This window comes from Pseudomonas sp. 9.3L, from assembly GCF_058536285.1.
In genome coordinates this window covers 3,493,882-3,520,878 of sequence record NZ_JBZUBK010000001.1, presented here as the reverse complement: position 1 = coordinate 3,520,878, position 26,997 = coordinate 3,493,882, and the positions used below count along the sequence as shown (strand labels likewise).

The window sequence follows — 26,997 nt, the reverse complement described above, 5'->3', positions numbered from 1 at the left end:
GGTGGCGCTGGTGCGCCTTTGCATACACGGGTCGCCAAACCCGGCCGCTGGATTGACAGCGACGCGCGAAGGTTACCGGCAACGAGTTCCCCCTGCAACAATCAACAAATACCTGATCGAAACTAACCCCGACCTCAGCGCCAAGCGCCTGGGCGACGGCTTGTACGAGCAGCGCCTCGTGCAGCAAGCCATCACCGCCCGCACCGGCCAGGCCTTCATCGACGGCCAAACCTCCTACGAGGCGCAGTTCAAGTACTTGATGAACAACGCCATCGCCAGCAAACAGGCGATGAACCTGAGCGTGGGCGTGGGCCTTACGAGTGAGCAAGTCGCTGCCCTGACCCACGACATCGTGTGGCTGGAAACCCACGAGGTAAACGGCGAAAACGTGCTGGTGCCCGTGGTGTACCTGGCGCAAGCCACCGGCCGCCTCGGCCCTACCGGCGCACTCATCGCTGGCAACGACGTGAGCCTGATCGCCGGCCAGAACTTGGACAACGTCGGCACCCTCAAGGCCACCAACAACCTTTCCGCCACGGCCGGCAACGACCTGGTGAACAGCGGCTTGATCCAGGCTGGCAACCGCCTGGACCTGCTCGCCGGTAACTCCGTGGTGAACAAAGCCGGCGGCATCATCGCGGGCCGCGACGTGAGCGTGACCGCGCTGAGCGGCGACGTGATCAACGAACGCACCGTTACTGCCGTGGACTCCACCGTGCGCGGCCAATCCCACAAAGACTATGCCGACAACGCCGCCCGCATCGAAGCGGCCAACGACCTCAGCGTGTCCGCAGGCCGCGACATCAACAACCTCGGCAGCGTGCTGCAAAGCGGCCGCGACCTGAGCCTCAACGCCGGGCGCGACGTCAACCTTGCCGCTACCCAACTCACCAACAGCCTGATCCTGGACCCCAAGCACACCAGCAGTGACATCACCCAGCTTGGCTCAACGATCACCGCCGGCCGCGACCTCAGCATACAAGCGGGCCGCGACCTCAACGTGATCGCCAGCCAGCTCGACGCCAAGCGCGACGTGGCCATGGCCGCTACTGAAGATCTCACCATTAGCTCGGCGGCGGACGAGCAGCATTCGTACTCGAAGAGTAAGAAAGTGACCCGGCAGGAAGATCACGTGAGCCAGGTGGCGAGCACGATCAACGCGGGCGGCAGCGCAGCCTTTAGCGCCGGCCAGGATTTAACCGTTATCTCCAGTCGGATAGAGACCGGCAACGAAGCCTACCTGGTAGCAGGCGGCAGTCTGGCCCTGCTGGCCGCCCAAGACAGCGACTACTCCCTTTACGACAAAAAGAAAAAAGGCAGCTTCGGCGCCAAGAAAACCAAACGCGACGAAGTAACCGAAGTCACCCACATCGGCAGCGAAATCAAAACCGGTGGCGACCTCTTGTTGGTCAGCGGCAAGGACCAAACCTACCAGGCCGCCAAGCTCGACAGCGGCAAGGACCTGATCCTTAACAGCGGCGGCGCCATCAACTTCGAAGGCGTGAAAGACCTGCACCAGGAGAGCCACGAAAAGAGCAACAGCAGCCTGGCCTGGACCAGCGCCAAGGGCAAAGGCAAGACCGACGAAACCCTGAAGCAAAGCGAGCTGGTTGCGCAAGGCGAAGTGGCGATCAACGCCGTGAATGGCCTGCACATTGACGTGAAGCAGGTGAACCAGCAAACGGTAAGCCAGGCCATCGATGCGATGGTGAAGGCTGATCCGCAGCTGGCTTGGCTGAAGGAGGCTGAGCAGCGGGGCGATGTGGATTGGCGGCAAGTGAAGGAGATACATGACTCCTTTAAATACAGCCAGTCGGGGTTGGGAGTATTGCCTTGGCGGTGGCCCTAGGCCCGGCTGGCATGGGTCTGTCCACGACCCAAGCCGCTGTCGCAGGCAGCCTGGCAAATACGGGCATCAACAGCACTATTTCGAATAAGGGCAACCTTGGCGCTTCGGTAAAAGACACGTTCAGCGCTGACAGTCTACAAAACGCCGCAGTGGCAGGCTTTACGGCTGGGTTGATCGATTATGCCGACACCACGTGGTTCGCTGGGGCAGACGGTGCGGCTAATGGTGGATCTAAGGTCGTAACTGCTGGCACTGCTCAAAATCCAGGCTATGCCGCCAGCATGCTTAAACTAGAGAACTGGACGCAAACACTGATACGTAGCGGTACGCATGCAGTTATCAGTAGTGGGGTTGCCACCACAATTAAGGGAGGCAGCTTCGGCTCCAACCGGCGGAGCGTTGGTTGGCGAAGGCATCGATTTAGGTGCGGCCATAGGTAACAAATCAATCGGAGACCTTGCAGCATCGCTGCAAATTCCATCAGGTACCGTTCGAACCATCCTTATGCATGCGGTACTGGGCGGCATTATTTCACTAGCCAGTGGCAGTGATTTTGCCAGCGGTGCAATCGCAGGAGGCGCGGTTGAGGGCCTGACCCCTATCGCGAATCAGTACTTGGCACAGTACGCGAGTGAGAAGTTCGCAGCAGGGGATTTAAGCCTCGTCGGCAGTCAGTACAAAATAACGACTGCGCAGATCATAGGGCTTGTGACGGCGGGTTTAGCAGGTGGGAACGTTGCGACCGGGAGTCTCATTGGTGGGGCGGGTGAAAAGTATAATCAGCAAGGTCACGAAAAAAACGTAGTCGAAGAGGTTAATGAGGAGCTTAGAAGGGAAGAAGGACTACCAGTTTCACAGCAAGAGCTTGAGCATTTCGGAAGCTCAGTAACACAGCCAATAGTTCCTGCTCTTCCAGTCGGCGGCTTGAGCTCAGGGTTTGGCGGTATACCAAAGGTCCCTCAAAAACTTCAGGAGTTTACAAACCCGCCTCAAGGGCCAGTAATACCTTTGAATTGGGTTAGTCGCCCAGGACGTACCGAAGGTAGTATAATCTACTATCCTCCTGGAACAGACCCAAATGCTAAAGGCAGTACCTATATTCGATCTATGCCAGCAGGATCTACTCCAATCCCAGGCCTTGAGAATGGGTATTGGATCTCGGTGGAGAAAGGCCAACCAATAAATGCGGCAACCGGTGGGACCGGTACTAGGGGGGATACTCATATACCATATCCTGCTAACACTAATCCTCCAGAGAGGTAGCTTTGATGATTGATGATTCTGATCTTAAAGAGTTGAATAATTCCAGGCTTATAGGCATTACTGTCGGAATTGGCTCGCAAGTTATGATTTTCGATAGCGGTACCATAATTTTGCAGTGTGGCTATGAATGTTTTTTGGGTGGGAAAAAGATTAGGGGGAATGGGGAGGATATAACTACAGCATCGAATCTTTTTGGGTTTTTAAATCGATGCGTATCCTCTGTTGAGTTTGGAATAGACAAAACTCTTTTATTGGTATTTTCAGGTGGTTATGAGGTAAAAGTAATTCCTGATCGAAATGGGCTTGAGTCTTATGTTTTAACGACCGCGCGCGGTATCGTTCCTGTAATATATTTTTAATAAGTTGATGGTCGGACAGGGCAGCCTGTCACACGAGGCCAAATCCATTATGGAAAAAATAGTGCCCACATTGTTCCAAGTGCGAGGGATTGAGATGCTATTCGCTACACAACTACCTGAATGGCTAGTAGCATGTTTTCGCATTGCACTAGGCGAAATTTATCCTAATATTAGAGCTATCGCTATCGGTTATCATGATAGTGGTTTTGTATTGATTAGGTACTATTGATCGTCAGCCAACCGACTTTGATTTGGAGAGTTTGGAAATTTTGGCCACGAATCGGACTCAGACCAGGGGCTGGAAATAACCTAGCATTACCTTCGGCCGCCGAGGAAGGTGTAGAAGGTGGAACGTGAATAGCCCCCAGATTCCTAGACACTTCCCAAGCTCAGAAAATAACGGTTCTCATACTCTACTGGCGACAGCCGCTTAGCACTGGTGTGTCGACGCTTAGGGTTATAGAACATCTCGATGTAATCGAAAATATCACTTCGGGCTTCATCACGCGTTGCGTAGATTTTTCGTCGGATTCGCTCTCGCTTCAACAGCTGGAAAAAGCTTTCGGCTACAGCATTGTCGTGGCAATTTCCTCGCCGGCTCATGCTGCTGATCACATTGTTGGCTTTCAAGAAACTTTGCCAGTCTGAGCTACTGAACTGACTGCCCTGGTCTGGTCTGGTCTGGTCTGAGTGAATCATCACTTGCTGCTGTGGCTTGCGTCTCCACACGGCCATCAACATTGCATCGATAGCCAGATCGCTGCACATCCTTGGCTTCATTGACCAACCAATGACTTGGCGAGAAAACAGATCCAGCACTACCGCCAGATACAGCCATCCTTCATAGGTTCGAACGTAGGTAATGTCTGTCACCCAGAACTTATTTGGTTCACTGGCCTTGAACTGCCGTGCGAGGTGGTTGGGCGAAGCCACTGTTGGCTTTGCGCCGTAAAACCCTGGACGCCGTCGATAGCCCGTTTGCGAACGCAGCCCCTCGGCCTGCATCAAGCGTCCGACTCGGTTTCGCCCGCATGTCTCGCCCAACTCACGTAGGTCATCGTGAATTTTGCGATAGCCGTACACACCTGCGCTTTCCAGCCAAGCCTGTTTGATCAAGCCAAGCAGCCGTTGATCTTCTTTGGTTCGGGCAGAGTGAGGCTCGGCCAGCCAGGCATAGTAACCGCTGGGATGCACCTTGAGGGTTTGGCAAAGGCGCCGTACCGGGTAATCAATCGAGTGCTTCTTGATAAAGGCGTACTTCAGCCGCACTCCTTGGCAAAGTACGCGGCGGCCTTTTTTAAGATGTCTCGCTCTTCAGTCACGCGTTTGAGTTCAGCGCGAAGCTGACGCAGTTCGGCTTGCTGGTCATCATCTTGCTGACGCTGCTCTTGGGGTTTGCTGTAGCGTTTGATCCAGGCATAGAGGCTGTGAACGGACATGCCCAGTCGCTGGGCAACATCGGCGACAGGTTTGCCTTTCTCAGTCACTTGCGTGACCGCTTCGATCTTGAATTCTTCGGGGTAAAGCTGGCGACTCATGGCACCTCCTATTTGGGCCTCATTATGAGGCTTGGAGGTGTCTAGTAAACCGGGGGCTATTCAGTCTTTTAAATAGAAGGTAGCCGACAGCAAATTGCTGCCGGCTCAACTAAGGCGTATCAAAGCCCCAATGCCTTACGCACGTATTTCTCACGCTGATGGGCGATGGACTCGTTCTGTACTTTGACTTCACCATCGGCCTCTCGTGGCACACGATGACGTTCCACACGTTGAGCTAGCGTTTCATTGCGCTTGTTAACCGGCTCAGATTCAAGCTCTGGGCGCGTTTCACGCAGTTCTGACAACCGTCGGCTTCCCTGTAGGTGTTTCATGAAAACTGGTGGCAGGAGCTTATCGACTTCGGTATACGGGACTGTGCCGAAATCGTCCTTGCCTTGTAGGGTATCATCACAGTTTCGAGCGTGAAGCCGTTCAAACGCCATCGTAGATTTATGCATTTTTACGGCGTAGTCCAAGCTGAACATGCCGCAGTCGAATGCACTCGACTGCTGGTTCACTTCAAGCATCGCAAACTTTGCTTGCGGCAAATGCTCCTGCAAGGCGAGGCTCATACGAAACGCCATCAGCCCAGGACCGCCGTTACGTTTGTTTCCAGGCTCTAGCCCTATCAAGGAGGGTACACCTTTGATTAGTTTGTAATCGAAGGCGCACATGTGCATTTCATTGGGGCTTAGGTTGCCGATAAAGCGTGCAGACCCTTCACCTCGTTTGGTGATGTCCGCCAGTTTCTCTGCGAGGTCATAAGGCGTCGATGCGTAATGTAGGCTTATGCCTGGATATTTGGACTTTGCCCACTCTACAAGATGAGGCATGGCCTCGAAGTCCAGTCGACCGAGCTTTGGGTCAGGTGGCAGATCATTGTCAATGGCGTGTTTTACATGGGTATACGCCTTTTCTAGCGCTTGTTGTTCACTTTCACTTTCACTTTCACTTGATGTCGACAGGTAGGAGACTGGGCTACTGCTCCTTAGCGAGTTAAACATTTATCACTTCCGTTTTTAATTTTAAGGAAGGAATGAGTGGCGATTCTTGAAAAGGAGTTCCATTTAAGGGCGTACCCAAACGGCCACGGCCTAAGCCGGAATACTGGCAATATGTGCGGTGTGTCTAATTAACGCTCTTTGACGGAAAAAAGCCCGGCATTGCACCGGGCTTGTTCATTCAGCGGATTTCTACCGCCAGGCTTTCAGCGATCTTGCCCTGCCATAGCGCTGGCCCGGTGATGTGCACCGATTCCCCCTGGCTGTCCACGGCCACGGTCACTGGCATGTCCTGCACGTCGAACTCGTAGATGGCTTCCATCCCCAGCTCTTCGAAGGCCACTACGCGGGCGCCCTTGATGGCTTGGGCCACCAGGTAGGCGGCGCCGCCCACGGCCATCAGGTACACGGCTTTGTAGTCTTTGATCGCGTCGATGGCGGTAGGGCCGCGCTCGCTTTTGCCGATCATGCCCAGGAGGCCGGTTTGGTCGAGGATCTGCCGGGTGAACTTGTCCATCCGCGTGGCGGTGGTAGGGCCAGCAGGGCCGACCACTTCTTCGCGTACCGGGTCCACGGGGCCTACGTAGTAGATGAAGCGGCCTTTCAGGTCCACCGGTAGCGACTCGCCTTTGTTGAGCATGTCCACCATGCGCTTGTGCGCGGCGTCACGGCCGGTGAGCATCTTGCCGTTGAGCAACAGGGTTTCGCCCGGCTTCCAGCTTTGTACGTCTTCGGGCGTGACGGTGTTGAGGTCTACGCGGCGCGCCGACGGGCCGGCTTCCCATACGATCTCGGGGTAGGCGTCCAGGGGCGGCGCCTCTAGCGAGGCGGGGCCGGTGCCGTCCAGCACAAAGTGGGCGTGACGGGTAGCGGCGCAGTTGGGGATCATGCACACCGGCAGCGAGGCGGCATGGGTGGGGTAATCCATGATTTTTACGTCCAGCACCGTGGTCAGGCCGCCCAGCCCTTGGGCGCCGATGCCCAGCTGGTTGACCTTCTCGAACAGCTCCAGGCGCATTTCTTCCAGGCGGTTCTGCGGGCCGCGGGCTTTCAGCTCGTGGATGTCGATGGGGTCCATCAACACTTCCTTGGCCATCACGGCGGCTTTTTCAGCGGTGCCGCCAATGCCAATGCCCAACATGCCTGGCGGGCACCAGCCAGCGCCCATGGTGGGCACGGTTTTAAGCACCCAGTCCACGATAGAGTCGGACGGGTTGAGCATGGCCATCTTGGACTTATTCTCGGAGCCGCCGCCCTTGGCGGCCACGTCCACTTCCACGGTATTGCCGGGCACGATCGAGTAGTGGATCACCGCCGGGGTGTTGTCCTTGGTGTTCGTGCGGCTGCCGGCTGGGTCGGCCAGGATCGAGGCGCGCAGTACGTTATCCGGCAGGTTGTAGGCGCGGCGTACGCCTTCGTTGATCATGTCGTCTACGCTCAGGGTGGCGCCGTCCCAGCGCACGTCCATGCCCACACGCACGAACACGGTCACGATGCCGGTGTCCTGACAGATCGGCCGGTGGCCGGTGGCGCACATGCGTGAGTTGATCAGGATCTGGGCGATGGAGTCGCGTGCAGCGGGGGATTCCTCGCGCAGGTAGGCCTGGTGCATGGCCTCGATGAAGTCAACGGGGTGGTAATAGGAAATGTACTGCAGGGCATCGGCGACACTCTGAATAAGGTCGTCTTGTTTGATCACGGTCACGGGCGCGCTCCTCTTTAACACGGGAACATTCTCGGCCCACGCAAGGCACGCGGGGCGGCCTCGCAGGCGTTACCCAAAGGGTGGGCAACAACCAGGGCCGGCGGAGGGCCGGCAAAAGGCGCGGCAGTATACCCCCGCCAGCGCAGCACGCGCACCCCGCTTTGGCCGAAGCCGTGCGGTATTCGGCAATGGCCTGAACGAGGTGGGCGAGTGGTTAGTCATCGGTTGGGCTAAAATCCGGTGGTCATTTCACCGAGGGGTCACTAAAGTGGCAACTTGCCATAATTGTGGTCAGGGATAGGATCCCTATTGAGTACGGTGAATCCACGCGTGACCGAACACACCCTTCAAACGCTCCTCATCAAGCGATACCTACTGGGCGCCAGCAGCTACCTCATCATGCTAGTGCTCATTGGCGTGACCTTTATGGGCGGCTACTTCAATGGCTCGCTTGGCACGCTGCTGGGCGGGGCCGCGCTTGCGCTGGCCGCTCAGGCAGTACTGGGCCTGGTGTTCCTTGGCCGTTACAACCTGCGCTTTGCCGACCCTAGCCTTACAGAACTACAGATCTGGTTGGGCATTGGCTGGCACACCTGGCTGCTCGATCATTTGGATGGCGCCCGGGGTGCCTTTCTGATGGTGTACATGGTGCCGTTGCTGTTCGGCCTGTTTCATTTGCCCAGGCGGGTGTTCCTGCGCTGCGCCGCGCTGGTGTTGCTGAGTTTCGTGGTGCTCAACCTGTATGAAGCAGGGCAGGGCCAATTGCAGGGGGCCGGCCTGGTGGTGATTCAGGGCGCGGTGTTGTTCGTGGTGCTGTTCTGGCTGTGCCTGTACGCCAATTACGTTCAAGCCTCTCGCCAGCGCACCCGGCAGCGCCGCTTTGCGTTGCAGGCCCACCAGGACACCTTGCGCGGCATGATGCGTCAGTTGGAAGAGTTGGTGGCCACGGACGAACTCACCGGGTTATTCAACCGTCGTCATTTCCTGCGTTTGGCGTCTCGCGAACTGAACAGCCTGCGTGCGGCCCATACCCATGGGCTGGCCTTGATCGACTTGGACCACTTCAAGCGGATCAATGACCTGCATGGTCACGCAGTGGGGGACGCGGTGCTGCAAGGCTTTGCCCAGGTAGCAACGTCTTGCCTGCGGGAGGGCGACGTGTTGGCGCGCTACGGGGGTGAGGAATTCGTGTTGCTGATGCTCGACTCCGACGCCGAGCGCTTGACCCTGTGCTGCGAGCGCTTGCGTCAGGCGTTCGCCGCCTCACAGCCGGCGGTGGGCAAAGTAGTGTCGGTAAGCCTGTGCGCCGGCATGACCCTGCTGTCCGAAGGGGATCGCCTCGACGATGCGCTACACCGCGCGGACAAGGCCCTCTATCAGGCCAAGCGTGAAGGGCGTAACCGCTGCGTGGCGGCATGGGAATGGGCCGATGCCTGAGTTGCGTGTGGGCGCCCTGAGCTGGCAGGTGCCCCTTGGCGCTTCGCTGTTGGACGCGCTGAATCACAACGGCGTGGCGGTGCCCTACAGTTGCCGCGCCGGCCACTGCCATGCCTGCCGCGTGCGCTGCGTTGCCGGTGACCCTCAGGACGAACGCCCTGACGCCCTGCCTGCCAGCGAGCGCGCCGCCGGTTGGCGCCTGGCGTGCCAGTGCCGTGTGCAGGGTGATCTGGCGGTAGTGCCTTACGACCCCCGTGTCGAGGGTATCGAGGCGCGTGTGGCTGAGGTGCAGTGGCCTAGCGCCGGCGTGCTCCGGCTGCGGCTGTTGTCGGCGCGCCCCGTGCGTTATCGAGCGGGGCAGCACGCGGTGCTGTGGGCAGGTTCAGGTGTTGCCCGGCCTTATTCCTTCGCCAGCCCGCCAGGCGAGGCGCCCTGGCTTGAATTCCATATCGATTGCACACGCTCCGGTGCATTCGTTGATCGTGCCCGCCAATTGCAGCTAGGCGACACGGTCCGTGTAGGCGAGGTACTGAGCGGCCCCTTGCACTACGACCCTGCCTGGGAAGCCCGGCCTCTCTGGCTCCTGGCCAGCGGCACCGGCCTGGCGCCGTTGTGGGCGGTGTTGCATGAGGCGCTCCGCCAGCAGCATCGAGGGGATATACGTGTCATGCATTGGGCAAAGGAGGGCGAGCATTACCTGGCTGATGAGTTAACGGCCTTGGCAGGGGCGGATGTTCACGTTGAGTTGCTTGGGCCAGGTTTGGACCTCAGCACGCTGCGGCCGCCCCGACAGGCCATTGCCCTGGCCTGCGGCGCACCGGCCACAATCGACACCCTCGGCCGCCGTTTATTCATGGCCGGCTTGCCACGCAATCAGGTGCTTACCGAGGCCTTCGAGCACCGCATCGCCAGCCCTTTATAAGAGGTAACGCCAGTTGCCGAAAGCCCCTTCGGCAACTGCGCCTGGCGGCTGCGTTGCCTCCTACAGCAGCACATTAAAAAGGCCTAGCTCAACAACTCAGCGAAGGCTTTATCAGCCTCTAGCACAGCGGGCAGGGCGTCGAACAGCAGGTCTAGATTTACACCCTTCATTAACGCGTCCTGGAGCTCCGCCTTAGCCTGATCGGTAGGGCCACCATGTTGCTGCAACTGGTCACTCACCTCGCTGGCCTGCGCCACCAATACCGGCATGGGCGCATTGCCCGGTGCCTTGTGAGGTTGCGCCTGGTAGGCGATAGCGTCCTGGATCTGCTGGGGCAGGTTCCAGCGGCGGGCCAGTTCGGCGCCCACTTCGGGGTAGCCAAAGCCCAATTGCAGGGTTTCATCGGCCGCATGCCCCGGCGAGGTAGCCGTGGCACGGCGGGCGTTGAGCCGCTCGACCATGTTCGGTGCGCCGGTCTGGATCAGCAGCTCGCCAATGTTGTGCATCAAACCGCAGGTAAAGGCCACCTCCGGGTCCTTGCCGTCCTGCTTGGCCAGCACGCGAGCAATACTTGCCACTTGAAAACTTTTAAGCCAAAAGCCTTTGAGGTCGAAGGACGGCGGGGCGCTGAATGCGCCGGTCACGGCGCTGGCCAACACCAGCGTGCGCAGGGTATTGAAGCCCAAGCGCATGGCAGCATCTTCGATGCTGGTGGATTCGCGTGCCCCGCGAAAGCGTGCGGAGTTGGCCAAGCGAAGGATCTTCGCCGACATGACCGGGTCTTTCTCGATATTCCGAGCGATGTCTTCGATATTCGACGTTGGATTGTCGAACTGAGTAATCAGGTCCTGGGCCACCTTGGGGATGCTGGGCAAGCTGTGCAGCTGGGTAAACAAATGCTCGATTTCCATGGCTCCGACCTCTCTGTCAACGAAGATTCCCACAACAATAGGCGATTTTTACGGCTATGGGTTCGTCTCGTTTAGGCCGCCATAGGTTCAAGCCAACTACTGGCAGGCAACCTTGAGCGCGCCGAGTGTTCTGAGAGTGACCCTGGCTTATGCTGTTGCCTCTACCGCTGTACACAGGACCCGCCAATGCGCTACTGCCCCAACCGAAGAACCTTTGTAAAAAGCCTGGCCGCGCTTGGCGCCGCAGGCACCACGGGCCTGTGGCGTACACCCGGATGGGCCGCACCTACGGCGGCGCCCTCGGCCTTACAGACCCTCACTGGCGACACCTTCGACCTGTTCATCGAAGAGCGTCAGGTCACCCTTGGCGGTGAGCCCCGCACGGCCTTGACCATCAATGGCGGGCTGCCCGGCCCTCTGTTGCGCTGGCGTGAGGGCGATACGGTCACGCTGCGGGTGCATAACCGCTTGAGCGAGCCTACCTCTCTGCACTGGCACGGTATTGTGCTGCCGGCCAACATGGACGGGGTGCCCGGCCTGAGCTTCCATGGCATCGCGCCCGGTGAGGTGTACGAGTACCGCTTCACGGTGCGCCAGCATGGCACCTATTGGTACCACAGCCATTCCGGCTTCCAGGAGCAGACCGGTGTGTACGGCCCGCTGGTGATCGAGCCCAGAGAAGCGGCCTCGGCGCCTATGCGTGAGCAGGTACTCATGCTCACAGACTGGACTGATGAAAACCCCTCGCGCGTCTTCGACCGCCTCAAGAAAGAGCCGGGCTACTACAACCAGAACCCCCGCACCCTGGGTACCTTCATCCACGACGCCGGGGCCAACGGCCTGGGCGCCACGCTGCGGGATCGCTGGATGTGGGCGCGCATGCGCATGGACCCTACCGACATCGCCGATGTGACCGGCCAAGCCTACACCTACCTGGTAAATGGCTACGCCCCGGACGATAACTTCACCACCGCCTTTGCCAGCGGTGAGCCGTTGCGGCTGCGGTTCATCAACGGCTCGGCCATGAGTTACTTCGACGTGCGCATTCCAGGCCTGACGATGACCGTGGTCGCCGCCGATGGCCAACCGGTGCAGCCAGTGAGCGTGGATGAGTTCCGCCTGGCCGTGGCGGAAACCCTCGACGTGATCGTGACCCCGAAAGGCGAGGGCGCTTACACGGTCTTTGCCCAGGCCATGGACCGCAGCGGTTACGCCCGAGCCACCCTGACCAGCCGCCCAGGCCTCGCTGCACCGGTACCCGCACTGGACGCGCCGGTGGTGGTGAGCATGGCCGACATGGGCATGGCCCACGGTGACATGGCGGGCATGGGGCACATGAGCGAGATGGCCGGCATGGGTCACGACACTCACGGCGCCATGCCGGGCATGACTGCGCACACTACGCCCGCGCCACCCGCTCATAAGCCCAGCGAGCACCGCAACCCGCTGGTAGACATGCAGACCGCCGCGCCCACCCCGCGCCTGGGGGACCCGGGCATTGGCCTACGCAACAATGGCCGCCGTGTCCTCACCTATGCCGACCTGCGCAGCACCTTCAGCGACCCCGATCCGCGCGAGCCAAGCCGCACCCTGGAGCTGCACCTCACCGGGCACATGGACAAATACGCCTGGTCCTTCGATGGCGTGAAATTCGCCGACGCCGAGCCCATCCGGCTGACCTATGGGGAGCGGGTGCGTATCGTGCTGGTAAACGACACCATGATGGCCCACCCCATTCACCTCCACGGCATGTGGAGCGACCTGGAAGATGAAGAGGGGCGCTTCATGGTACGTAAACACACCATCGACGTACCCCCCGGCACCCGCCGCAGCTACCGCGTCAGTGCCGATGCACTGGGCCGTTGGGCCTACCACTGCCACATGCTCTATCACATGGAAGCGGGCATGTTCCGCGAGGTACGCGTCGATGCATAAAGTAGCGATCTGTCTGTTGTTAAGCACAGGCGCCGGGTGCGCCCTGGCTGCCGAACCCATGCACGGCATGAATCACGACACCATGCCGGGCATGGACCATAGCGCCATGCCCGGCATGGACCATAGCCCAAGTGCCCCCGCAGCGCCTTCGCCACTGCCCGCCCCCACGGCGGCCGAGCGTGCAGCGGCATTCCCAGACGTACAAGGCCATGCCCTGCACGACAGCGACCTGCGCGCCTATTGGTTGCTGGACCGGCTGGAATACCAAAAAGCCGATGAGGGTACTGCGCTGGCGTGGGACGCCGAAGGCTGGATCGGAGGTGACATCGACCGGCTGTGGCTGCGCTCCGAAGGCGAGCGCACCAATGGCCATACCGAAGCCGCTGAGCTGCAAGCGCTGTATGGGCACGCTGTGTCGCCCTGGTGGACGCTGGTAGGTGGCGTGCGCCAGGACTTCAAACCCGAAAGCCCGCAAACCTGGGGCGCGTTGGGCGTGCAGGGCGAGCCGCTGTCAGACCTGGAGCTACAGGCCACCTTCTACCTGGGTGAAAACCACCAGACGTCGTTGCGCGTGGAAGGTGAATACGACCTTGCACTCACTTCGTCGTTGGTTCTGCAACCGCGCATGGAGGCCAACTTTTTCAGCCGCAACGACCCGGTGCGTCAACAGGGCGCGGGGCTGTCTACCCTTGAAGCCGGCCTGCGCCTGCGCTACGAAATCATCCCCGAAGTGGCGCCTTACATTGGCGTGAACTGGACCAAAAACTACGGCCGCACCGCCGACTACGTGCGTGAAGAGGGCGACGACGTAGACGAAGGGCGGCTAGTGGTGGGGGTAAGGCTGTGGTACTGAGGGCGTGCCTCAGTGCTTGGTCTGCAACTCGTAATAGGTCACCCGGCCGCCTTCAGTGGCGTAGCCGCTATGGTCTAGCGTGTAGTTGCCCGCCTTGAAGAAGAACGAATACGGCTTCCACTTGCTGTCCAGGGTGGCTTGGGTGGCCACGCCGTTGACCATCGCAGTCACCACGCCTTCCTTGTCCATTTGCACGGTGTAGGTGAAGGGCTGGCCCAGGGGGACGTTTTTGAGGGTGTAGATGATGGGGGAGGTGTCATCACCGGGTTTTTTACGCCAGGTGATGTCCACGTTGCCTACGCCCTTGGCGAACCGATACTGCAGCTTGAGTAAAGGCGATTCAGCGTCCTTGGCGTGGATCTGCGCGACTACCACTTTGCCCTCGCTTGGCACTTGCATCACCGCAACCTTGCCGCTGATGACGTTGGTGCCGCTGTTGTATTTCCAGTTGCGCTGGCTGCCCCCTTTGTTGACCTCGCGCAGTTCGCTACGTGGGTACTTGCTGCTGCCCGAATGCGAGCCCGTAACGGGCGCCCACAAGATCAGGCCGGTGCCTGTGTTTTGGAAGTAGGGGTTGCTGAAGGCGCTCAGCCTGGCGGCTGTCACTTCTTGCGCGGGCGCGCCGACAGGAAGAATAAGGTCCCATACGCTCAGGTCGATCATGATCATGCTCCGCAAGAGAGGGGAAGGCTGGGCAGTGATCCCAGGCCTAATACCGAGCTATCTGCCGCACAGCCGGGCGCTTGAAGACCGTTCAGCGGCTAGGCTAAGTGCCACTATTGGCGTTGGCGCTCAGTGCGTTCATGGCTGGACATCTGCCGCGTCGCCCGCATAATCGCCTACCCCCAATCATTGGACCTTCACACGATGCAAGCCGGTAAACCCGTCGACGGCCGCGCCCTGGGCCTGATGTGCGTCCTCTGCGCTATCTGGGGCTTCCAGCAGGTCACCCTCAAGGCTGCGGCAGCAGATGTGGCGCCACTGTTCCAGCTGGCCCTGCGTTCAGGCGGCGCGGCGGTGCTGGTGCTGATCGTGATGGCGGTGCGTGGGCACCGTCTACGCCCCAGCCCCGGCCTGTGGAAGCCAGGCCTGGCCGTGGGGGCGCTGTTCGCGCTGGAGTTCCTGCTGGTGGGGGAGGGGCTGCGCTACACCACCGCCTCGCACATGGTGGTGTTCCTCTACACTGCGCCGATCTTCGCGGCGCTGGGCTTGCAGTACTTCATCCCGCATGAACGCCTCAACGCGCTGCAATGGCTGGGCATTCTGGTCGCTTTCGCCGGTACCGCCGTGGCCTTCTCCGGCAAGCTGTTCGAGCCGGGCGGCAGCCAGCAATTGTTGGGCGATGCCCTGGGCCTGATGGGTGCCGTGGCGTGGGCAGCGACCACGCTTACCGTACGCTGCACCCCGCTCGCCACCGCCCGCACTACCCTGGTGCTGCTGTACCAACTGGTGGGCGCGTTTATCCTGCTGTTGTTTGCCAGCCTGGTCACCGGCCAGGCGCACTTCAACCCCACGGCCATCGCGCTGGCCAGCCTGGCCTTTCAAACCCTGGTGGTGTCCTTTGGCAGCTTCCTGATCTGGTTCTGGCTGCTGGGGCATTACCTGGCGTCGCGTATTGGAGTGTTGTCATTCCTTACGCCGCTCTATGGGGTGGTGTTCGGCGTGGTGTTGCTGGGCGAGCCGCTGGAGCCGGCCTTCATGGCAGGGGCTGCGCTGGTGCTGGCAGGCATCGTGCTGGTGAGTGGGCACGAATTCGTACGGCGGCTGGGTCGGGCCACGGCATCCTGATGGCGCTGGAGCAGGGCTCTAGTGCAGGGCCTCTAAGGGTAAGGCCTCCAGCAGGCGGCGACGAAGCGGACCGAACGGCTGCGCACGCAGGGGGTCAGTTTTTTATCCCCTGAACGGAGCCGCCTCATGCCTCGTACGCTATTAAGCCTGGGCAGCATCAACGCTGACTTTCAGGTACGCCTGGCGCGCGCGCCGGCCAGTCAGGAAACCTTGCTGGCCCATGGGCTGCATCGCCTCAGTGGCGGCAAAGCAGCCAATACCGCCTACCTGGGTGCGCTGTTCGGGCACCGTAGCGTGCTGCTGGGCCGGGTGGGCGCCGATGACCTGGCCGACCAGGCCTTGGGCCCGCTGCGCAAGGCAGGTGTGCTGCTCGATGGCGTTACCCATGCGCCGGGTGCCAGCACGGCGGTGTCCATGATCGCCGTGCCGGACAGCGGCAAAAAACAGATCATTCTTGCCAATGAAGCCAACGATCAGTGGGACGACATGGCGCGCGAACGGGTGCTGGCCGCCATCGCCGAGGCGCCCGCATCCGCGGTGCTGGTGCTCGACTACGAAGTGCCCGCCGAGGTTGTACGCCTGGCCGTACAGGCCGCCCATGCCAAGGGCCTGCCGGTGGTGCTGGACCCTTCCTTCCCGGAGCGCGTGGAGCCTGAGGTGCTGGCCCTGGTGACCGCGCTGACGCCCAATGTGGAAGAGGCCGCAGCGATGCTTGGCCGCGCCGTGGAAAGCGACGCCGATGAGATTGAAGCCGCCCAGGCCCTCAGGGCCGCCGGCGCCGCCATCGGCTGCCTCAAGCTGTCTGATGGTGGCTGTGTGCTGGCGTGTGCCGAGGGCGTGTTCAAGGTACCGGCTACGGGCGTATCAGCCCTGGACGCCACCGGCGCTGGCGATGCCTTCACCGGTACCTTTGCCATTGCTTTGCTGGAAGGGCACGGCGCCGTTGAAGCAGCGGTGTGGGGCACCGCAGCGGCCAACCTGGCGGTACAGGGTTTTGGTTCTCAGTCGGCCTATCAGGGGCGTGAGGCGGTGTTAGCGCTGGCCGCGCAGTTGCGTGACCAGGCGAGGCGGTTGCATGACTGAGGTCACCTTCGAGCACTACGACCCGGCCGACGAGCGCCGCCGTGAAGCGCTGTTCACCTTGAGCAACGGTGTGCTCAGCCTGCGCGGCAGTGCGCCCGAGACGGCCACCGGGCAGGCGGCTGAACCGGGCTACCCAGGGCTGTACTGGGCGGGGTTCTACGATGATGCCGAGCGCGACGTGAACGGCCAGGCGTGCCGCGTAGAGGCGTTGGTGAACTTGCCAGACCCCCTTGGGCTGAGCCTGTCCCCAGACCGTGTGGCGTGGCTGAGCCCCGACTACCGGTCGTATCACCAGTGCTATGACATGGCTCACCTGGAGCTGCGCCGACGCTTTGAAACGATGTGCGCGGGCACGCTGCTCACCGTGGAAGAAACGCGGCTAGTCAGCCATGCCGACCCCAGCCTGATTGTGCTTCGCTGGGTCGTGAACTGCGCGGCGCCCCTCGAAGGGCTGTGGGTGAGAAGTACGCTGCGCGTAAGGCCCAACGCGCTGATCGAACGTAACCTGGCCTACGAGGGGCAGCGTCTGGCCGTGCGCGCCCTGTATTGCGAAGCAGGGTACAGCGGTGTTCAGGCTCAGCTGGCCGGTGGGCGCACAGTCACGGTAGCGTGCCACACGCAGGTTGCGGCCCCCCTCGCATGGGAAGGCCCGGCCCATCAGCGTGAAGCCTGGCTCCCCTGGCCTGACGCAGGGACCTTGGTGATAGAAAAGCACGTGCGCGTGGCCCTCGGGGATACCGCCGTGAGCGACCTGTGCGGCCAGTTACCGGCCGGGCCGTTCGAGGCGGTGCAAGCAGCGCACCGCACGGCATGGGGCGCCGCGTGGCAACTGTCGCGCATGCAGGTGGCCGAGGAGGCCACGCAGCAGGCACTGGATTTTGGCCTGGCCCACGTGCTGCAAACCGTCACCGACCTCAGTCTCGGCCATGACGTTGGGTTCCCAGCCAGAGGGTGGCAGGAGGGCTACCACGGGCAGGTGTTCTGGGATGAACTGTTCGTGTTCCCGTTCCTCGCCAGCCACTTCCCCGCACGCGCCCGGCACCTGTTGGCCTACCGTTACCAGCGCCTGGACGTGGCCCGCGAGCGTGCCCGCGCCGTAGGTCTGGCTGGGGCGCTGTACCCCTGGCGTAGTGGCCAGTCCGGGCACGAACAAACCCCGCCCTGGATGTATTACCCGTTGTCCGGCCACTGGGTGGCCGACCCTACCTGGCGCCAGCGGCATATCGGCGCGGCGATCGTGTACGACGCCTGGCTGCTGTACCTCGCCACGGGCGACCGTGCCTTACTGGCCGGTATGGCCGGTGAAATCATTATCGAGGTGGCCCGCTGCTGGGCCAGCATGGCGCGCCTGCACACCACCCGTGGCCGCTACGTGATCGATGGGGTGATCGGCCCGGACGAATACCACAACCGCTACCCCGGTAGCGCCGAGGCGGGTTTGAACAACAACACCTACACCAACCTGATGGCCGCCTGGACGTTACAACGCGCCTTGCAGGTGCTCGACGAGTTACCTCCGGGCCAGGATCAAGGCCTACGCGAGCGCCTGGGCGTGGGCGAGGGCGAGCCGGCTCACTGGGATGACGTCAGCCGACGCCTGTACCTGCCCGTGCTGGCCGACGGTGTGCTGAGCCAGTTCGAAGGTTTCGAGCACTTATCGATGCCGCGCCCGGAGTGGCTGAACGGCGAGCACCCACGGCTGGACTGGATGCTTGAGGCCGAGGGCGACAGCGTTGACCATTATCAGGTGACCAAGCAGGCAGACACCCTGATGCTGCTGCACCTGTTCCCGCCGCACGAGATCCGCGAGCTGATCGGCCGGCTGGGTTACCCCGTGCCCGAAGACAATGGGCGTCACGCCGTGGAGCATCACCTGTCGCGTATTTCCCATGAGTCGAGCCTGTCCCATACCGTGTGCGCCGGCGCCATAGCGCACGTGGATTTGGCCCGTTCCAAGGCGTTCTTTTGCAACACCTTGAATACGGACCTGGCCGCCAGCGCAGACAGCGGCACACAGGAAGGCGTGCACCTGGCCGCCATGGCCGGCGCACTGGATGTATTGCAGCGTCATTACTTGGGCCTGCGCCCGGCACTGGATGGGCTGCACCTATTCCCCGACCCTCCTGCTGAATTGGGCGCGGTCACGTTGCGCGTGTGCTACTGCGGGCAGTGGCTGACGGTGGCCTGGACGGGTGCGCAATTGACTGTGCACCTGGCAGATAACGCCAGTGTCGGAGTGGCCTTGGTGCATCGACAAGGTGTTACCCGGCTGGCGCCAGGCGAGCACTGGACAGTGGCCTGCCCTCAGCCCTCGAAACGAGGGGGAAGCGGGCTGGACGAAAAGCGATAAACCCCTGCCGACCCGGCAGGGCCATAGCTAAAAAAGAGGGAAACAGCATGACTCAGCAAGCACTGGTCGTCGGCGCCAGCGGTATCGTCGGCAGCGCCATCACCGGCCTGCTTATCAGCCAAGGCTGGTCAGTCGCGGGCCTTGCCCGCAACCCCCAGGCGCGTGAGGGCATGACCCCGGTAGTGGCCAACCTGCAGGACCCTGCCGACCTGGCACGGGCCTTGGCCGGCCACTCGCTTACTCATGTGTTTTTGACCACTTGGTCGCGTCAGGCCACCGAGGCGGACAACATCCGGGTCAACGCCGCCATGGTGCGCAACGTGCTGGAGGCCTTGCGTGTGGCGGGTAGCGTTCGCCATGTAGCCCTGGTAACCGGGCTCAAACACTACCTGGGCCCGTTCGAGGCCTATGGCAAGGGTAGCCTGCCTCAGACGCCGTTCCGTGAGGAGCAGGGGCGCCTGGACGTGGACAACTTCTATTACGCCCAGGAAGACGAAGTGTTCGCCGCTGCTCAGCGCGATGGCTTTACCTGGAGCGTGCATCGCCCCCATACGGTCACCGGCGTGGCCGTGGGCAACGCTATGAACATGGCCACCACCCTGGCGGTGTACGCAACCGTGTGCCGTCACACCGGCCGGCCGTTCCGCTTCCCAGGCTCGGAAGCGCAGTGGAACAGCCTGACCGACATGACCGATGCAGGTCAGTTGGCCAAGCAACTGCTGTGGGCGGCTACTACGCCTGAAGCAGCCAATCAGGATTTCAACATCGTCAACGGTGATGTGTTCCGCTGGAAATGGATGTGGGGCCGCCTGGCCGAGTGGTTCGGCGTGCAAGCGGCACCCTTCGACGGCACGGTGATGCCTCTGGAAGAGCAGACGGCCCATGATGCGCCCACGTGGAAGGCCATTGCCGAGCAGCACGGCCTGGCCGAGGCGGATATCACTCGGCTTACCTCACCCTGGCACACCGATGCCGACCTGGGCCGGCCCATCGAAGTGGTCACGGACATGAGCAAAAGCCGCAAACTCGGCTTTAGCGCTTACCAAGCCAGTGACGAGGCCTTCTACGCGGTGTTCGAGCGGCTGCGTGCCCTGAAGTTGATCCCGTAACGGAGCCTGCGTGCCGGCCTGCCCCTTGGCAGGTACGGCACCACGGGTTACACAGCAACATCCTGTTTCGTAAAACCCTCGCGCCTGGTCAACATCCTGCGCCCTTTGCCCCGGCCGTTCATTGAACCCCTTCCAAGCATTGGCGATACTTCCCCCTTGTTTACAGTCGAGCACAGCACACGGCCATCGACGAGGATGATGCGCCGAGGGAGGATTGAGCGGGCAGGTAGGGTAGTGAAAATCAATGATGGAAATCCGGCTAGAGGTACTGACACAAGACTCGGAAGCAATAGCCTTGGTGCACCGGTACTGGGCCGCAAGCGAGACAGGTGTATTTCTGGAGCAGGTGTGTGATCTGGTGCCGTTCAGGGGTATCACCCGGGCGTCGGCCATGGCCGTTCAGATGCGTGAGTGGTGCCAGGCCTATGACGTAAACCAGCCCTGCAAACACTGTGGCCAGCCTACTGAGATCACCGCCCGCGCTCAGGCCAAGAAGCGCCTGCAGCGGCCCGCGTGGTCTTGCAAGCGGTGCCGCTCCCGTCAGGCGCGGGCCGCCGCGCAACAGCAGGCCCGGCAAGACGCCGAACTCGCAGCCCGCTTGGCGTCTTACCAGGCGCAGGCCAAACACCTCAGAGTGAGCTACGCGTCACTGAAGGACGACGTGGCGCTGCTTCTGATAGCCCTCGATGCCGCCATCCCCCCTCGTTTGATTGGCGATAGCTTTGCCGCCCACGACTGCACCGCGCTGGCGCCGTGCGGCGTGAGCCTTTACCTGCACCGCCTTCATGCAGCCGGTGTGCTCATTGACAGGCCTGATCGCGCGCCCCATGGCACCTATTTCTTACGGGATGAAGCCCTCTGGTACAAGCCCATGCAACGGGTGTTCGCGTTGGTGCCTGATACCGCATTGAAAAGCCCACGCGCCGCCCTCAACCAACTTGCTACCCGCACCTTATCAGACGGCCACGCCATTGCAGCCTTGTGGCTCGATTACGCCGTGGCGGACGTGATGCGGTACTTCCTGACCCAGTGCGAACGCTATGGGCAGGCGCTGTTGCCGCAGGCCCAAGCGCACATCCGTCAGGCCCTGCGAGGCGCCCTGCACACCTACAGCGTGGCGCAGCTCTGGACCATGGGCTGGAACGTGGCCAAGGAAGCAGCCACCCTGGCCAGCCACCCGCACTGCAATCGCAGCAAGGCTACCGCCAGCCTGCCAAGCTTGCTTGAGCGCCACCTTGAACAGGCTGCCTGCCAGCCGTTTACAGTCAAAGGCTGGCATCGCCCCCCGTATCACCCGTCCGGTACCCTGGGTGCGTTGTTCAAGGCCCGCTTCAACGTGGACGAGCACACACCCGGCGCCATGGTCATCGCCCTGTTTGCAGGGTTCGGGCGATCACGCAAACCAGCACAGGCCAGAAAGCCGCGCTAGACTCCGGCCAAATCACCGACCGTTCGCCAACATGAGGTAGCACGTGAGTATCGAGCAGCGTTGGCCATTGAGTGGGCGGGCACTTTCACAGGTGCAACGGTTTAATAACACCCTCAAGCGACTGCCGCGCTTTCGTATTCGCAGGCCGTTCGTGGCAGCGGCGATCCAGGTGCTGCTGCGGGTGAGCCAAGTCGGTGGCGTGCTCAGGCTACTCAGCCATGGGTTGTGCGCAGAGCAGCGCAAGGTCGCCGTGGAGGGCCATGCGGTAACCGTGCGCATAATCAGGCCAAAAGGGGCCAGCCGCGGCGTGGTGTTGGATATCCACGGCGGCGGTTGGGTCATTGGCAATGCCCAGATGAACGACAGCCAGAACATCGCCCTGGTCAATACCTGCCAGGTGACCCTGGTGTCGGTGGAGTACCGGCTGGCACCCGTCACGCCGCTTGAAGGTTTGATGGAGGACTGCCTCACGGCGGCACGCTGGCTGCTGGGTGAACCCGCGTTCGCGGGGCAGCCAGTGATGGTAGTGGGGGAGTCGGCCGGCGCACACTTGGCGGCCGGCATGCTGCTACAGCTCAAGGGCTGGCCGGCGCTGTTGACGCGTATTCAAGGTGCCGTGCTGTATTACGGCGTTTATGATTTCACCGGTACCCCTAGCGTACGTGCCGCAGGCACCGACACTCTGGTGCTGGACGGGCCGGGCTTGGTAGGGGCGCTGCGCACTCTGACGCCTGGCATGACGGACGCAGGCCGGCAGCACGCGCCCTTGTCACCGCTGTACGGCGAGTTCACCGGCTTGCCCCCTGCCTTGATGTTCGTGGGTGAGCTGGACCCTCTGCTTGACGACACACTTGAACTTGCTCGCCGCTGGGCGCCGTGCGCGCCCGTTGAGGCCTACCGGGTACCCGCGTGCCCCCACGGGTTTATTCACTTTCCCACCGCCCTTGCCCACAACGTGCTGGCGTACAGCCGCAGCTGGATTGATAGCCGTCTCGCCGACTAACCTGCCGGGCCCTCTCAAATGCTGATGCGTGGAACCGAATCCTGCTGCCAACCACGCACTCACGATCAGCGCGTATCGCCGTGAGCACCCCCTGCCCATGCGATGCCATTACCGGCCAGTGCCACCCCGCACCCTTGAGGCGAACCTTATGAATGCTCCTATCAACTCCCTGGGCTCTGTGCGCCCCTCATTCCAGCCAGACGACCTGAGCCTCAAGGGCGATGCGTCTTCGCTTGGTGGTGGGCAAAAGCAGAACTTTTCCTTTGGCAATGGCGCACCAGGGCAGGTGGACTTCTCCTCGCTGGGTGGTAAGAAGCAGGTGGATTTCGGCGGCGGGACAGAGCAGGCGTCTGCAGGCAAAGGCGCCGGTGGCGGCCTGGAGGGGATGTCGACCGACATGCTGGCAACGCTCAAATCGTTGCTTGAGCAACTGATCAAACTGCTGGGCGGTAACCCCAGCCAGGCCAGTGAGGGCAATGAAGCGTCTTCCGAGAAAAGCGCTGGCACCGGTTTAAGTAACCAACAGGCGGAGGCGTCACAAGGTGAGAGCCAGGGTGCAAGCGAAGGTGCAGGTACAAGTGAAGGTACTGGCCAGGCTCAGCAGCCGGACATTTCGTTCGCGCCGCAAAATGCCATGGTCCAACCCACCGAGCAATCCGGCGTCCAATCTTCCGACAAGGTAAGCGGTGCCAGCGCCGGCAAGGCGCCACAAGGCATGCCTCAGGACTTGTGGGAGTCATGTGTGGCCTCAGGTGAGAAGCACAACATCGATCCGTACGTGCTGGCGGCCCAGGCCAAGAAAGAAACCCAGTTTGGCGCAGACACCAGCGGTGCCAGCGGTGGCGATGGGGTGATGCAGGTAGAGCCCAACACACGCGCCGCCTATGCAGACAAATTCGCAGAGCAGGCTGGCCACGCGTATGACCATTCCAGCCAGCAGGACCAAGTAGAGATGGCTGCGGTCATCATGGCCAGCAAAGGCGGCGATACCACCAACCAGCTCACCAAATACAACGGCGGCGACAACTGGGCGCCGGGTGCAACGGACTCTTACCAGCGCCCGATCGAGGCGGACAAATACGCCGCCGACGTGCAGAAAATCGCCGAGCAACTACGGGCCAGCGTGGCCTAAGCGGCTGTTGTGTGGGCGCGGTGCCTCAGGGTGCCAGTTGCCCACACCGGGCCGCCGCCTGCCACAGCCGGGCAATGTCCACCGCGCGCTCGCGTAACAAACGGGGCGCGTGGTGGCAGGCTTGCTCAAGGCTCATGGGGCCCGGTGTCAGTGAAAACGCCGCGCTCACCCCGTGGGCGTACAACTGTTCATAGCCGTCGCCCAAGCTGCCCGCGATGATCACCACGGGCACGTGGTACTGATGGGCGAGCCGCGTAACGCCGAACGGGGTCTTCCCACGTAAGGTTTGGCTGTCCACACGGCCTTCGCCCGTAATCACCAAGTCCGCGCCCTGCACAGCCTGCTCCAACCCTACCAGCTCGGCCACCACCTCCACGCCGGGGCGAAACTGGGCCTTCAAGAAGGCCTTGGCTGCAAAGCCCAAGCCGCCCGCCGCGCCACTGCCCGGCTCATCCCGCACCTCCCGCCGCAAGGCCTGGGCGCAGCAGTCCGCGAAGTGGCCAAGGGCTGCATCCAGTTGTTGTACCTGTTCAGGCGTCGCGCCCTTCTGAGGGCCGAAGACCGCCGACGCGCCCTGTGGGCCGCACAGTGGATTATTCACATCGGCGGCGATCTCCACCCGCACATGGGCAAGGCGCGGGTCCATGCCGTCCAGGCTGACGCGGGCCAGCCTTGCCAGCGCCAGGCCGCCGGGCGCCAAGGGCTCCCCTTGGGCATCCAGCAGGCCTACGCCCAGGGCCTGCAACGCGCCTGCGCCGCCATCGTTGGTGGCGCTACCGCCCAAGGCAAGAATGATGCGCCGCGCGCCGGCGTCCAAAGCAGCGCGTATCAGCTCACCGGTGCCAAAAGTGGTGGTATGGCACGCATCGCGCTGCGCCAGCGGCACCCACTGCATGCCACTGGCCTCGGCCATCTCGATGAGTGCCGTGTGGCTGCTTGCCAGCCATCCCCAGTGTGCCGTCACGGTGTTGCCCAAGGGCCCTCGCACCTGCTGGTGGCGCCACGCCCCGTCACAGGCAGCCAGTACCGACGCCACCGTGCCTTCGCCGCCATCGGCCATGGGGCATTGCACGAGGTGGGCGTCAGGCCATACCTGCGCCAGCCCTTCAGCGATGGCTTCGGCCACGGCAGCGGCGCTCAGGCTGTCCTTGAATGAATCCGGCGCAATCACGACGTTCATAGGGCCTCTCCTGTCAGGCTGCTCGCTGTGAACCAGTGCGTCGTGTGGCTCAGGCGAGCAGCTCGGTGATCCACTGCACCTGTAACGCCAGCGCGTAGGTGGTGGCTTCAGGCACCGGGGTGCGGGCGTAGGCGAAGCTGGCCAGGGCCTTGCGCTTAACGCGTAGCCTGCGCTGCCATTTGGCCAAAAAGGCTGGGCTGCGCGCTTGCATGAGCAGGGGGCCAAAGTACAGCGCTTGCGGGCTGTAGGCCACGGGCCCGGTCGCCTCGGCAACGATGATCTCGTAGTCGAAACGGTGTTCCCTCAACACCGCTTCGTGAAGAATGCGGTAGCCGTTCTCCATCAGCCAGTAGCGCAAAGGCGCCTCGCCGCCGTTGGGTTGCAGGATCAGCCGCTCCTGACCACTGAGCTGCGCCTTGCCACTGTCGAGCAGGTCACGAATGGTTTCCCCGCCCATGCCGCAGAGGGTAACGGCGGTAATCCGGTCATCCGGGGTAATGGCCTCAAGCCCATGGGCCAGGCGCACTGCAATGCGTGCGCTCAGGCCCTGCTCGGCTACCGTGCGCTGTGCTGCGCGAAACGGCGTAAGTGCTACGTCACCCGCCACCGCCGCCGTGATCACGCCACGGCGCATCAAGGCCACTGGCAGGTAGCCGTGGTCCGAACCGATGTCTGCCAGCCGCGCCCCGAGCGGTACCTGCGCCGCGACCTGCTCCAGGCGCTGGGATAATGTGTGTTCGTTCAAGCGCTGCCTCTTTTTCTGCTCATTTGCCAACGGCAACGCTGTTGCACGCGCGCGCGGGTTACACGTTGCGAACGTATCGACACTCGTTAGCCGCCATGGGGCTTGTCTGAAGCACAAAACCACAACGCTCTAGTACTTTTCTCGAACCTTCATTGCGCGTGTAGACCTGCGCCTCCAACCGGGAAAGCGCCCATCGCATCTGAGCTTCAAGGATAAGCCGGTTGAGGGCGAGGGTCGCCAGGCCCTGCCTTCGGTGGTCTTGGCCAATACGGTAACCCACCTGCGCCGAGGCGTTTGCCGAAGCGATGTTTTTGAGGTTTGCGCGCCCCACGATGTCACCGTTGGCCGCCTCAATGATCAAGGGGTGCCAGGTTCCAGCGGCCAGGCCTTTAAGGCAGGTGTCGATATGCTCGGCTACGCCTCGTTCGCAATAGAACGCTGGGGCCCTCGGTTCAATGTGGCGTTCGAACCAGGCTCGGTTGTGATGTTCGAACGCTAGCAAGGCCTCAGCGTCGCCCATTGCCAGGGTTCGGAGTATGAATCTATCCACAGGGCGTTCCTTGATGCAGAAAAAGGTCTTACTGGCTTGGCACGCCTGGAACGTCCATGTTGATCCGGCGCCACGCGGCTTCGGCGAAGCTGTATACCGAGAAAGCAATCAACCCCAGCGCCATGAGCATCAGCAACAGGCCACCGGCAGGCAAGCTTTGAAGTGCGTTCAACGCATCTTTGAGGCCTGGAGGGTGCATGGCTTGGTAACGAGAGCCACTGACGGCGAGCAGGGCGGCGATTTCGATAAATACCACGCCCCGCGCGATAAGGCCAAAGCGCGACACAGGCCGCACATACTTCATGGTGTCTTCGTCGGCCTCGAAGTACTTCTCGAACGATGCCTTCCAGCCTTTGATAAGGTGCGCGATGCCTACCCCCAGTGGCACCAGCGCCACCAGGTAAACCAACAGGTTGGAGTATTGCCATGACAGCAGGCTGGCGAGCAGGTCCCGGGTCTGCTCGCCACCGCTACCGCCGCCGCTTGAACGTTCGCGACCGGTCATCAGCAGCCCCAGTGCGAAGAACGCCAGGGCGCCATTGACGATGCCACTGGCAAATAAACCTACGCGGATCACCAGCCCTTTGAGTTCGGTGCCGTGGTGGTCGACGTCGCGTGTGGCCTGCAGCACCCGCCACCCTGCAAAGGCGAGCAAACCGATCACCACCACCCCTACCAGCGCGTCGCCCAGCGGGTGGCTCAGCACGGCCACCAGGCTGCTGTGGCTGTCCCTCGGGTTGGAGGAATCGCGCGCTGCCAGCAGTGCGAAAATGCCCACGATCAGGTAGATCAAGCCGCGTGCGGCATAGCCACTGCGTGCAAGGATGACAAGACTTCGGTGCGGCGACATGGCCC

At 61.7% G+C, this 26,997-nt stretch carries 22 protein-coding genes and 2 pseudogenes; 15 read left to right on the top strand and 9 right to left on the bottom strand.

What is annotated here, in order from left to right; genetic code table 11:
• Position 1: 1 nt before the first annotated feature.
• From AC4LE2_RS16340 to AC4LE2_RS16325, 4 genes and pseudogenes are all read left to right on the top strand, one after another.
• Positions 2-2,193: pseudogene (locus AC4LE2_RS16340) on the top strand (hemagglutinin repeat-containing protein); the annotation flags it as partial.
• On the top strand, positions 2,180-3,112 hold the full coding sequence (locus AC4LE2_RS16335; RefSeq protein ID WP_491828201.1) for a hypothetical protein: 933 nt from the start codon (positions 2,180-2,182) through the stop codon (positions 3,110-3,112). The pseudogene AC4LE2_RS16340 and the gene AC4LE2_RS16335, both read left to right, overlap by 14 nt.
• Before the next feature lie 5 nt (positions 3,113-3,117).
• A complete protein-coding gene (locus AC4LE2_RS16330) occupies positions 3,118-3,471 on the top strand; it encodes a hypothetical protein (protein ID WP_491826746.1) in 354 nt (117 codons plus the stop codon).
• A gap of 18 nt (positions 3,472-3,489) precedes the next feature.
• Positions 3,490-3,564: pseudogene (locus tag AC4LE2_RS16325) on the top strand (polymorphic toxin type 50 domain-containing protein); the annotation flags it as partial.
• A 279-nt stretch (positions 3,565-3,843) separates the two neighbouring features.
• Here AC4LE2_RS16325 and AC4LE2_RS16320 read toward each other — a convergent pair.
• The 3 genes from AC4LE2_RS16320 to AC4LE2_RS16310 all read right to left on the bottom strand — a co-directional run bounded on the left by AC4LE2_RS16320 (position 3,844) and on the right by AC4LE2_RS16310 (position 7,715).
• Positions 3,844-5,009, bottom strand: a protein-coding gene (locus AC4LE2_RS16320) for an IS3 family transposase (protein WP_491826745.1) whose coding sequence is annotated in 2 segments (ribosomal slippage) — positions 3,844-4,775 and positions 4,775-5,009 — 1,167 coding nt in all. Because the reading frame shifts where the segments join, the coding sequence is not laid out codon by codon here.
• 119 nt (positions 5,010-5,128) lie between these two features.
• Positions 5,129-6,013 carry a YopJ family acetyltransferase gene (locus AC4LE2_RS16315; RefSeq protein ID WP_491826744.1) on the bottom strand — a complete coding sequence of 295 codons (885 nt, stop codon included), beginning with the start codon at positions 6,011-6,013 and terminating at the stop codon, positions 5,129-5,131.
• Positions 6,014-6,191: 178 nt separating this feature from the next.
• The gene (locus AC4LE2_RS16310) at positions 6,192-7,715 is read right to left on the bottom strand and encodes a fumarate hydratase (protein ID WP_491826743.1); all 1,524 of its coding nucleotides are present in this window, start codon (positions 7,713-7,715) and stop codon (positions 6,192-6,194) included.
• Positions 7,716-8,045: 330 nt separating this feature from the next.
• On the opposite strand from AC4LE2_RS16310, the gene AC4LE2_RS16305 reads away from it, so the two are divergent.
• Both AC4LE2_RS16305 and AC4LE2_RS16300 read left to right on the top strand, forming a co-directional pair.
• Entirely contained in the window at positions 8,046-9,152 is a 1,107-nt protein-coding gene (locus AC4LE2_RS16305; RefSeq protein WP_491828155.1) for a GGDEF domain-containing protein, read from the top strand.
• Entirely contained in the window at positions 9,145-10,074 is a 930-nt protein-coding gene (locus AC4LE2_RS16300; RefSeq protein WP_491826742.1) for an iron-sulfur-binding ferredoxin reductase, read from the top strand. Before AC4LE2_RS16305 ends, AC4LE2_RS16300 begins: the two co-directional genes overlap by 8 nt.
• Positions 10,075-10,157: 83 nt before the next feature.
• Here the strand turns inward: AC4LE2_RS16300 and AC4LE2_RS16295 are convergent, their stop codons facing one another.
• Positions 10,158-10,985: an HDOD domain-containing protein gene (locus AC4LE2_RS16295; RefSeq protein WP_491826741.1), complete on the bottom strand. Its 828-nt coding sequence runs from the start codon at positions 10,983-10,985 to the stop codon at positions 10,158-10,160.
• A gap of 186 nt (positions 10,986-11,171) precedes the next feature.
• On the opposite strand from AC4LE2_RS16295, the gene AC4LE2_RS16290 reads away from it, so the two are divergent.
• Together AC4LE2_RS16290 and AC4LE2_RS16285 are read left to right on the top strand one after the other, a co-directional pair.
• Positions 11,172-12,920, top strand: a complete 1,749-nt coding sequence (locus AC4LE2_RS16290; protein ID WP_491826740.1) for a copper resistance system multicopper oxidase — start codon at positions 11,172-11,174, stop codon at positions 12,918-12,920.
• The gene (locus tag AC4LE2_RS16285) at positions 12,913-13,773 is read left to right on the top strand and encodes a copper resistance protein B (RefSeq protein ID WP_491826739.1); all 861 of its coding nucleotides are present in this window, start codon (positions 12,913-12,915) and stop codon (positions 13,771-13,773) included. Before AC4LE2_RS16290 ends, AC4LE2_RS16285 begins: the two co-directional genes overlap by 8 nt.
• 9 nt (positions 13,774-13,782) lie before the next feature.
• Here the strand turns inward: AC4LE2_RS16285 and AC4LE2_RS16280 are convergent, their stop codons facing one another.
• On the bottom strand, positions 13,783-14,436 hold the full coding sequence (locus AC4LE2_RS16280; protein WP_491826738.1) for a polysaccharide lyase family 7 protein: 654 nt from the start codon (positions 14,434-14,436) through the stop codon (positions 13,783-13,785).
• 204 nt (positions 14,437-14,640) lie between these two features.
• Between AC4LE2_RS16280 and AC4LE2_RS16275 the strand changes: the two genes are divergently transcribed.
• The 7 genes from AC4LE2_RS16275 to AC4LE2_RS16245 all read left to right on the top strand — a co-directional run bounded on the left by AC4LE2_RS16275 (position 14,641) and on the right by AC4LE2_RS16245 (position 23,667).
• Positions 14,641-15,561, top strand: coding sequence for a DMT family transporter (locus AC4LE2_RS16275; protein WP_491826737.1), 921 nt, complete (start codon positions 14,641-14,643; stop codon positions 15,559-15,561).
• 126 nt (positions 15,562-15,687) lie between these two features.
• Positions 15,688-16,644 (top strand): PfkB family carbohydrate kinase, encoded by a 957-nt coding sequence (locus tag AC4LE2_RS16270; RefSeq protein WP_491826736.1) that lies wholly within the window; start codon positions 15,688-15,690, stop codon positions 16,642-16,644.
• Positions 16,637-18,994, top strand: a complete 2,358-nt coding sequence (locus AC4LE2_RS16265; RefSeq protein ID WP_491826735.1) for a glycosyl hydrolase family 65 domain-containing protein — start codon at positions 16,637-16,639, stop codon at positions 18,992-18,994. Before AC4LE2_RS16270 ends, AC4LE2_RS16265 begins: the two co-directional genes overlap by 8 nt.
• Before the next feature lie 47 nt (positions 18,995-19,041).
• Entirely contained in the window at positions 19,042-20,103 is a 1,062-nt protein-coding gene (locus AC4LE2_RS16260; protein ID WP_491826734.1) for an SDR family oxidoreductase, read from the top strand.
• A 244-nt stretch (positions 20,104-20,347) separates the two neighbouring features.
• Positions 20,348-21,532 carry a hypothetical protein gene (locus AC4LE2_RS16255; protein WP_491826733.1) on the top strand — a complete coding sequence of 395 codons (1,185 nt, stop codon included), beginning with the start codon at positions 20,348-20,350 and terminating at the stop codon, positions 21,530-21,532.
• A 43-nt stretch (positions 21,533-21,575) separates the two neighbouring features.
• Positions 21,576-22,535, top strand: a complete 960-nt coding sequence (locus AC4LE2_RS16250; RefSeq protein WP_491826732.1) for an alpha/beta hydrolase — start codon at positions 21,576-21,578, stop codon at positions 22,533-22,535.
• Positions 22,536-22,683: 148 nt separating this feature from the next.
• Complete coding sequence (locus AC4LE2_RS16245) at positions 22,684-23,667, top strand: hypothetical protein (RefSeq protein WP_491826731.1); 984 nt, start codon at positions 22,684-22,686, stop codon at positions 23,665-23,667.
• Positions 23,668-23,692: 25 nt separating this feature from the next.
• Here AC4LE2_RS16245 and AC4LE2_RS16240 read toward each other — a convergent pair whose 3' ends face one another.
• The 4 genes from AC4LE2_RS16240 to AC4LE2_RS16225 are packed head-to-tail and all read right to left on the bottom strand — an operon-like array spanning position 23,693 to position 26,992.
• Positions 23,693-24,847 carry a glycerate kinase gene (locus AC4LE2_RS16240; RefSeq protein WP_491826730.1) on the bottom strand — a complete coding sequence of 385 codons (1,155 nt, stop codon included), beginning with the start codon at positions 24,845-24,847 and terminating at the stop codon, positions 23,693-23,695.
• A 49-nt stretch (positions 24,848-24,896) separates the two neighbouring features.
• A complete protein-coding gene (locus AC4LE2_RS16235; protein ID WP_491826729.1) occupies positions 24,897-25,592 on the bottom strand; it encodes a tRNA (adenine(22)-N(1))-methyltransferase in 696 nt (231 codons plus the stop codon).
• Between the two features lie 58 nt (positions 25,593-25,650).
• On the bottom strand, positions 25,651-26,142 hold the full coding sequence (locus AC4LE2_RS16230) for a GNAT family N-acetyltransferase (protein WP_491826728.1): 492 nt from the start codon (positions 26,140-26,142) through the stop codon (positions 25,651-25,653).
• A gap of 28 nt (positions 26,143-26,170) precedes the next feature.
• A complete protein-coding gene (locus AC4LE2_RS16225; RefSeq protein ID WP_491826727.1) occupies positions 26,171-26,992 on the bottom strand; it encodes a DUF1206 domain-containing protein in 822 nt (273 codons plus the stop codon).
• Positions 26,993-26,997 lie beyond the last annotated feature (5 nt).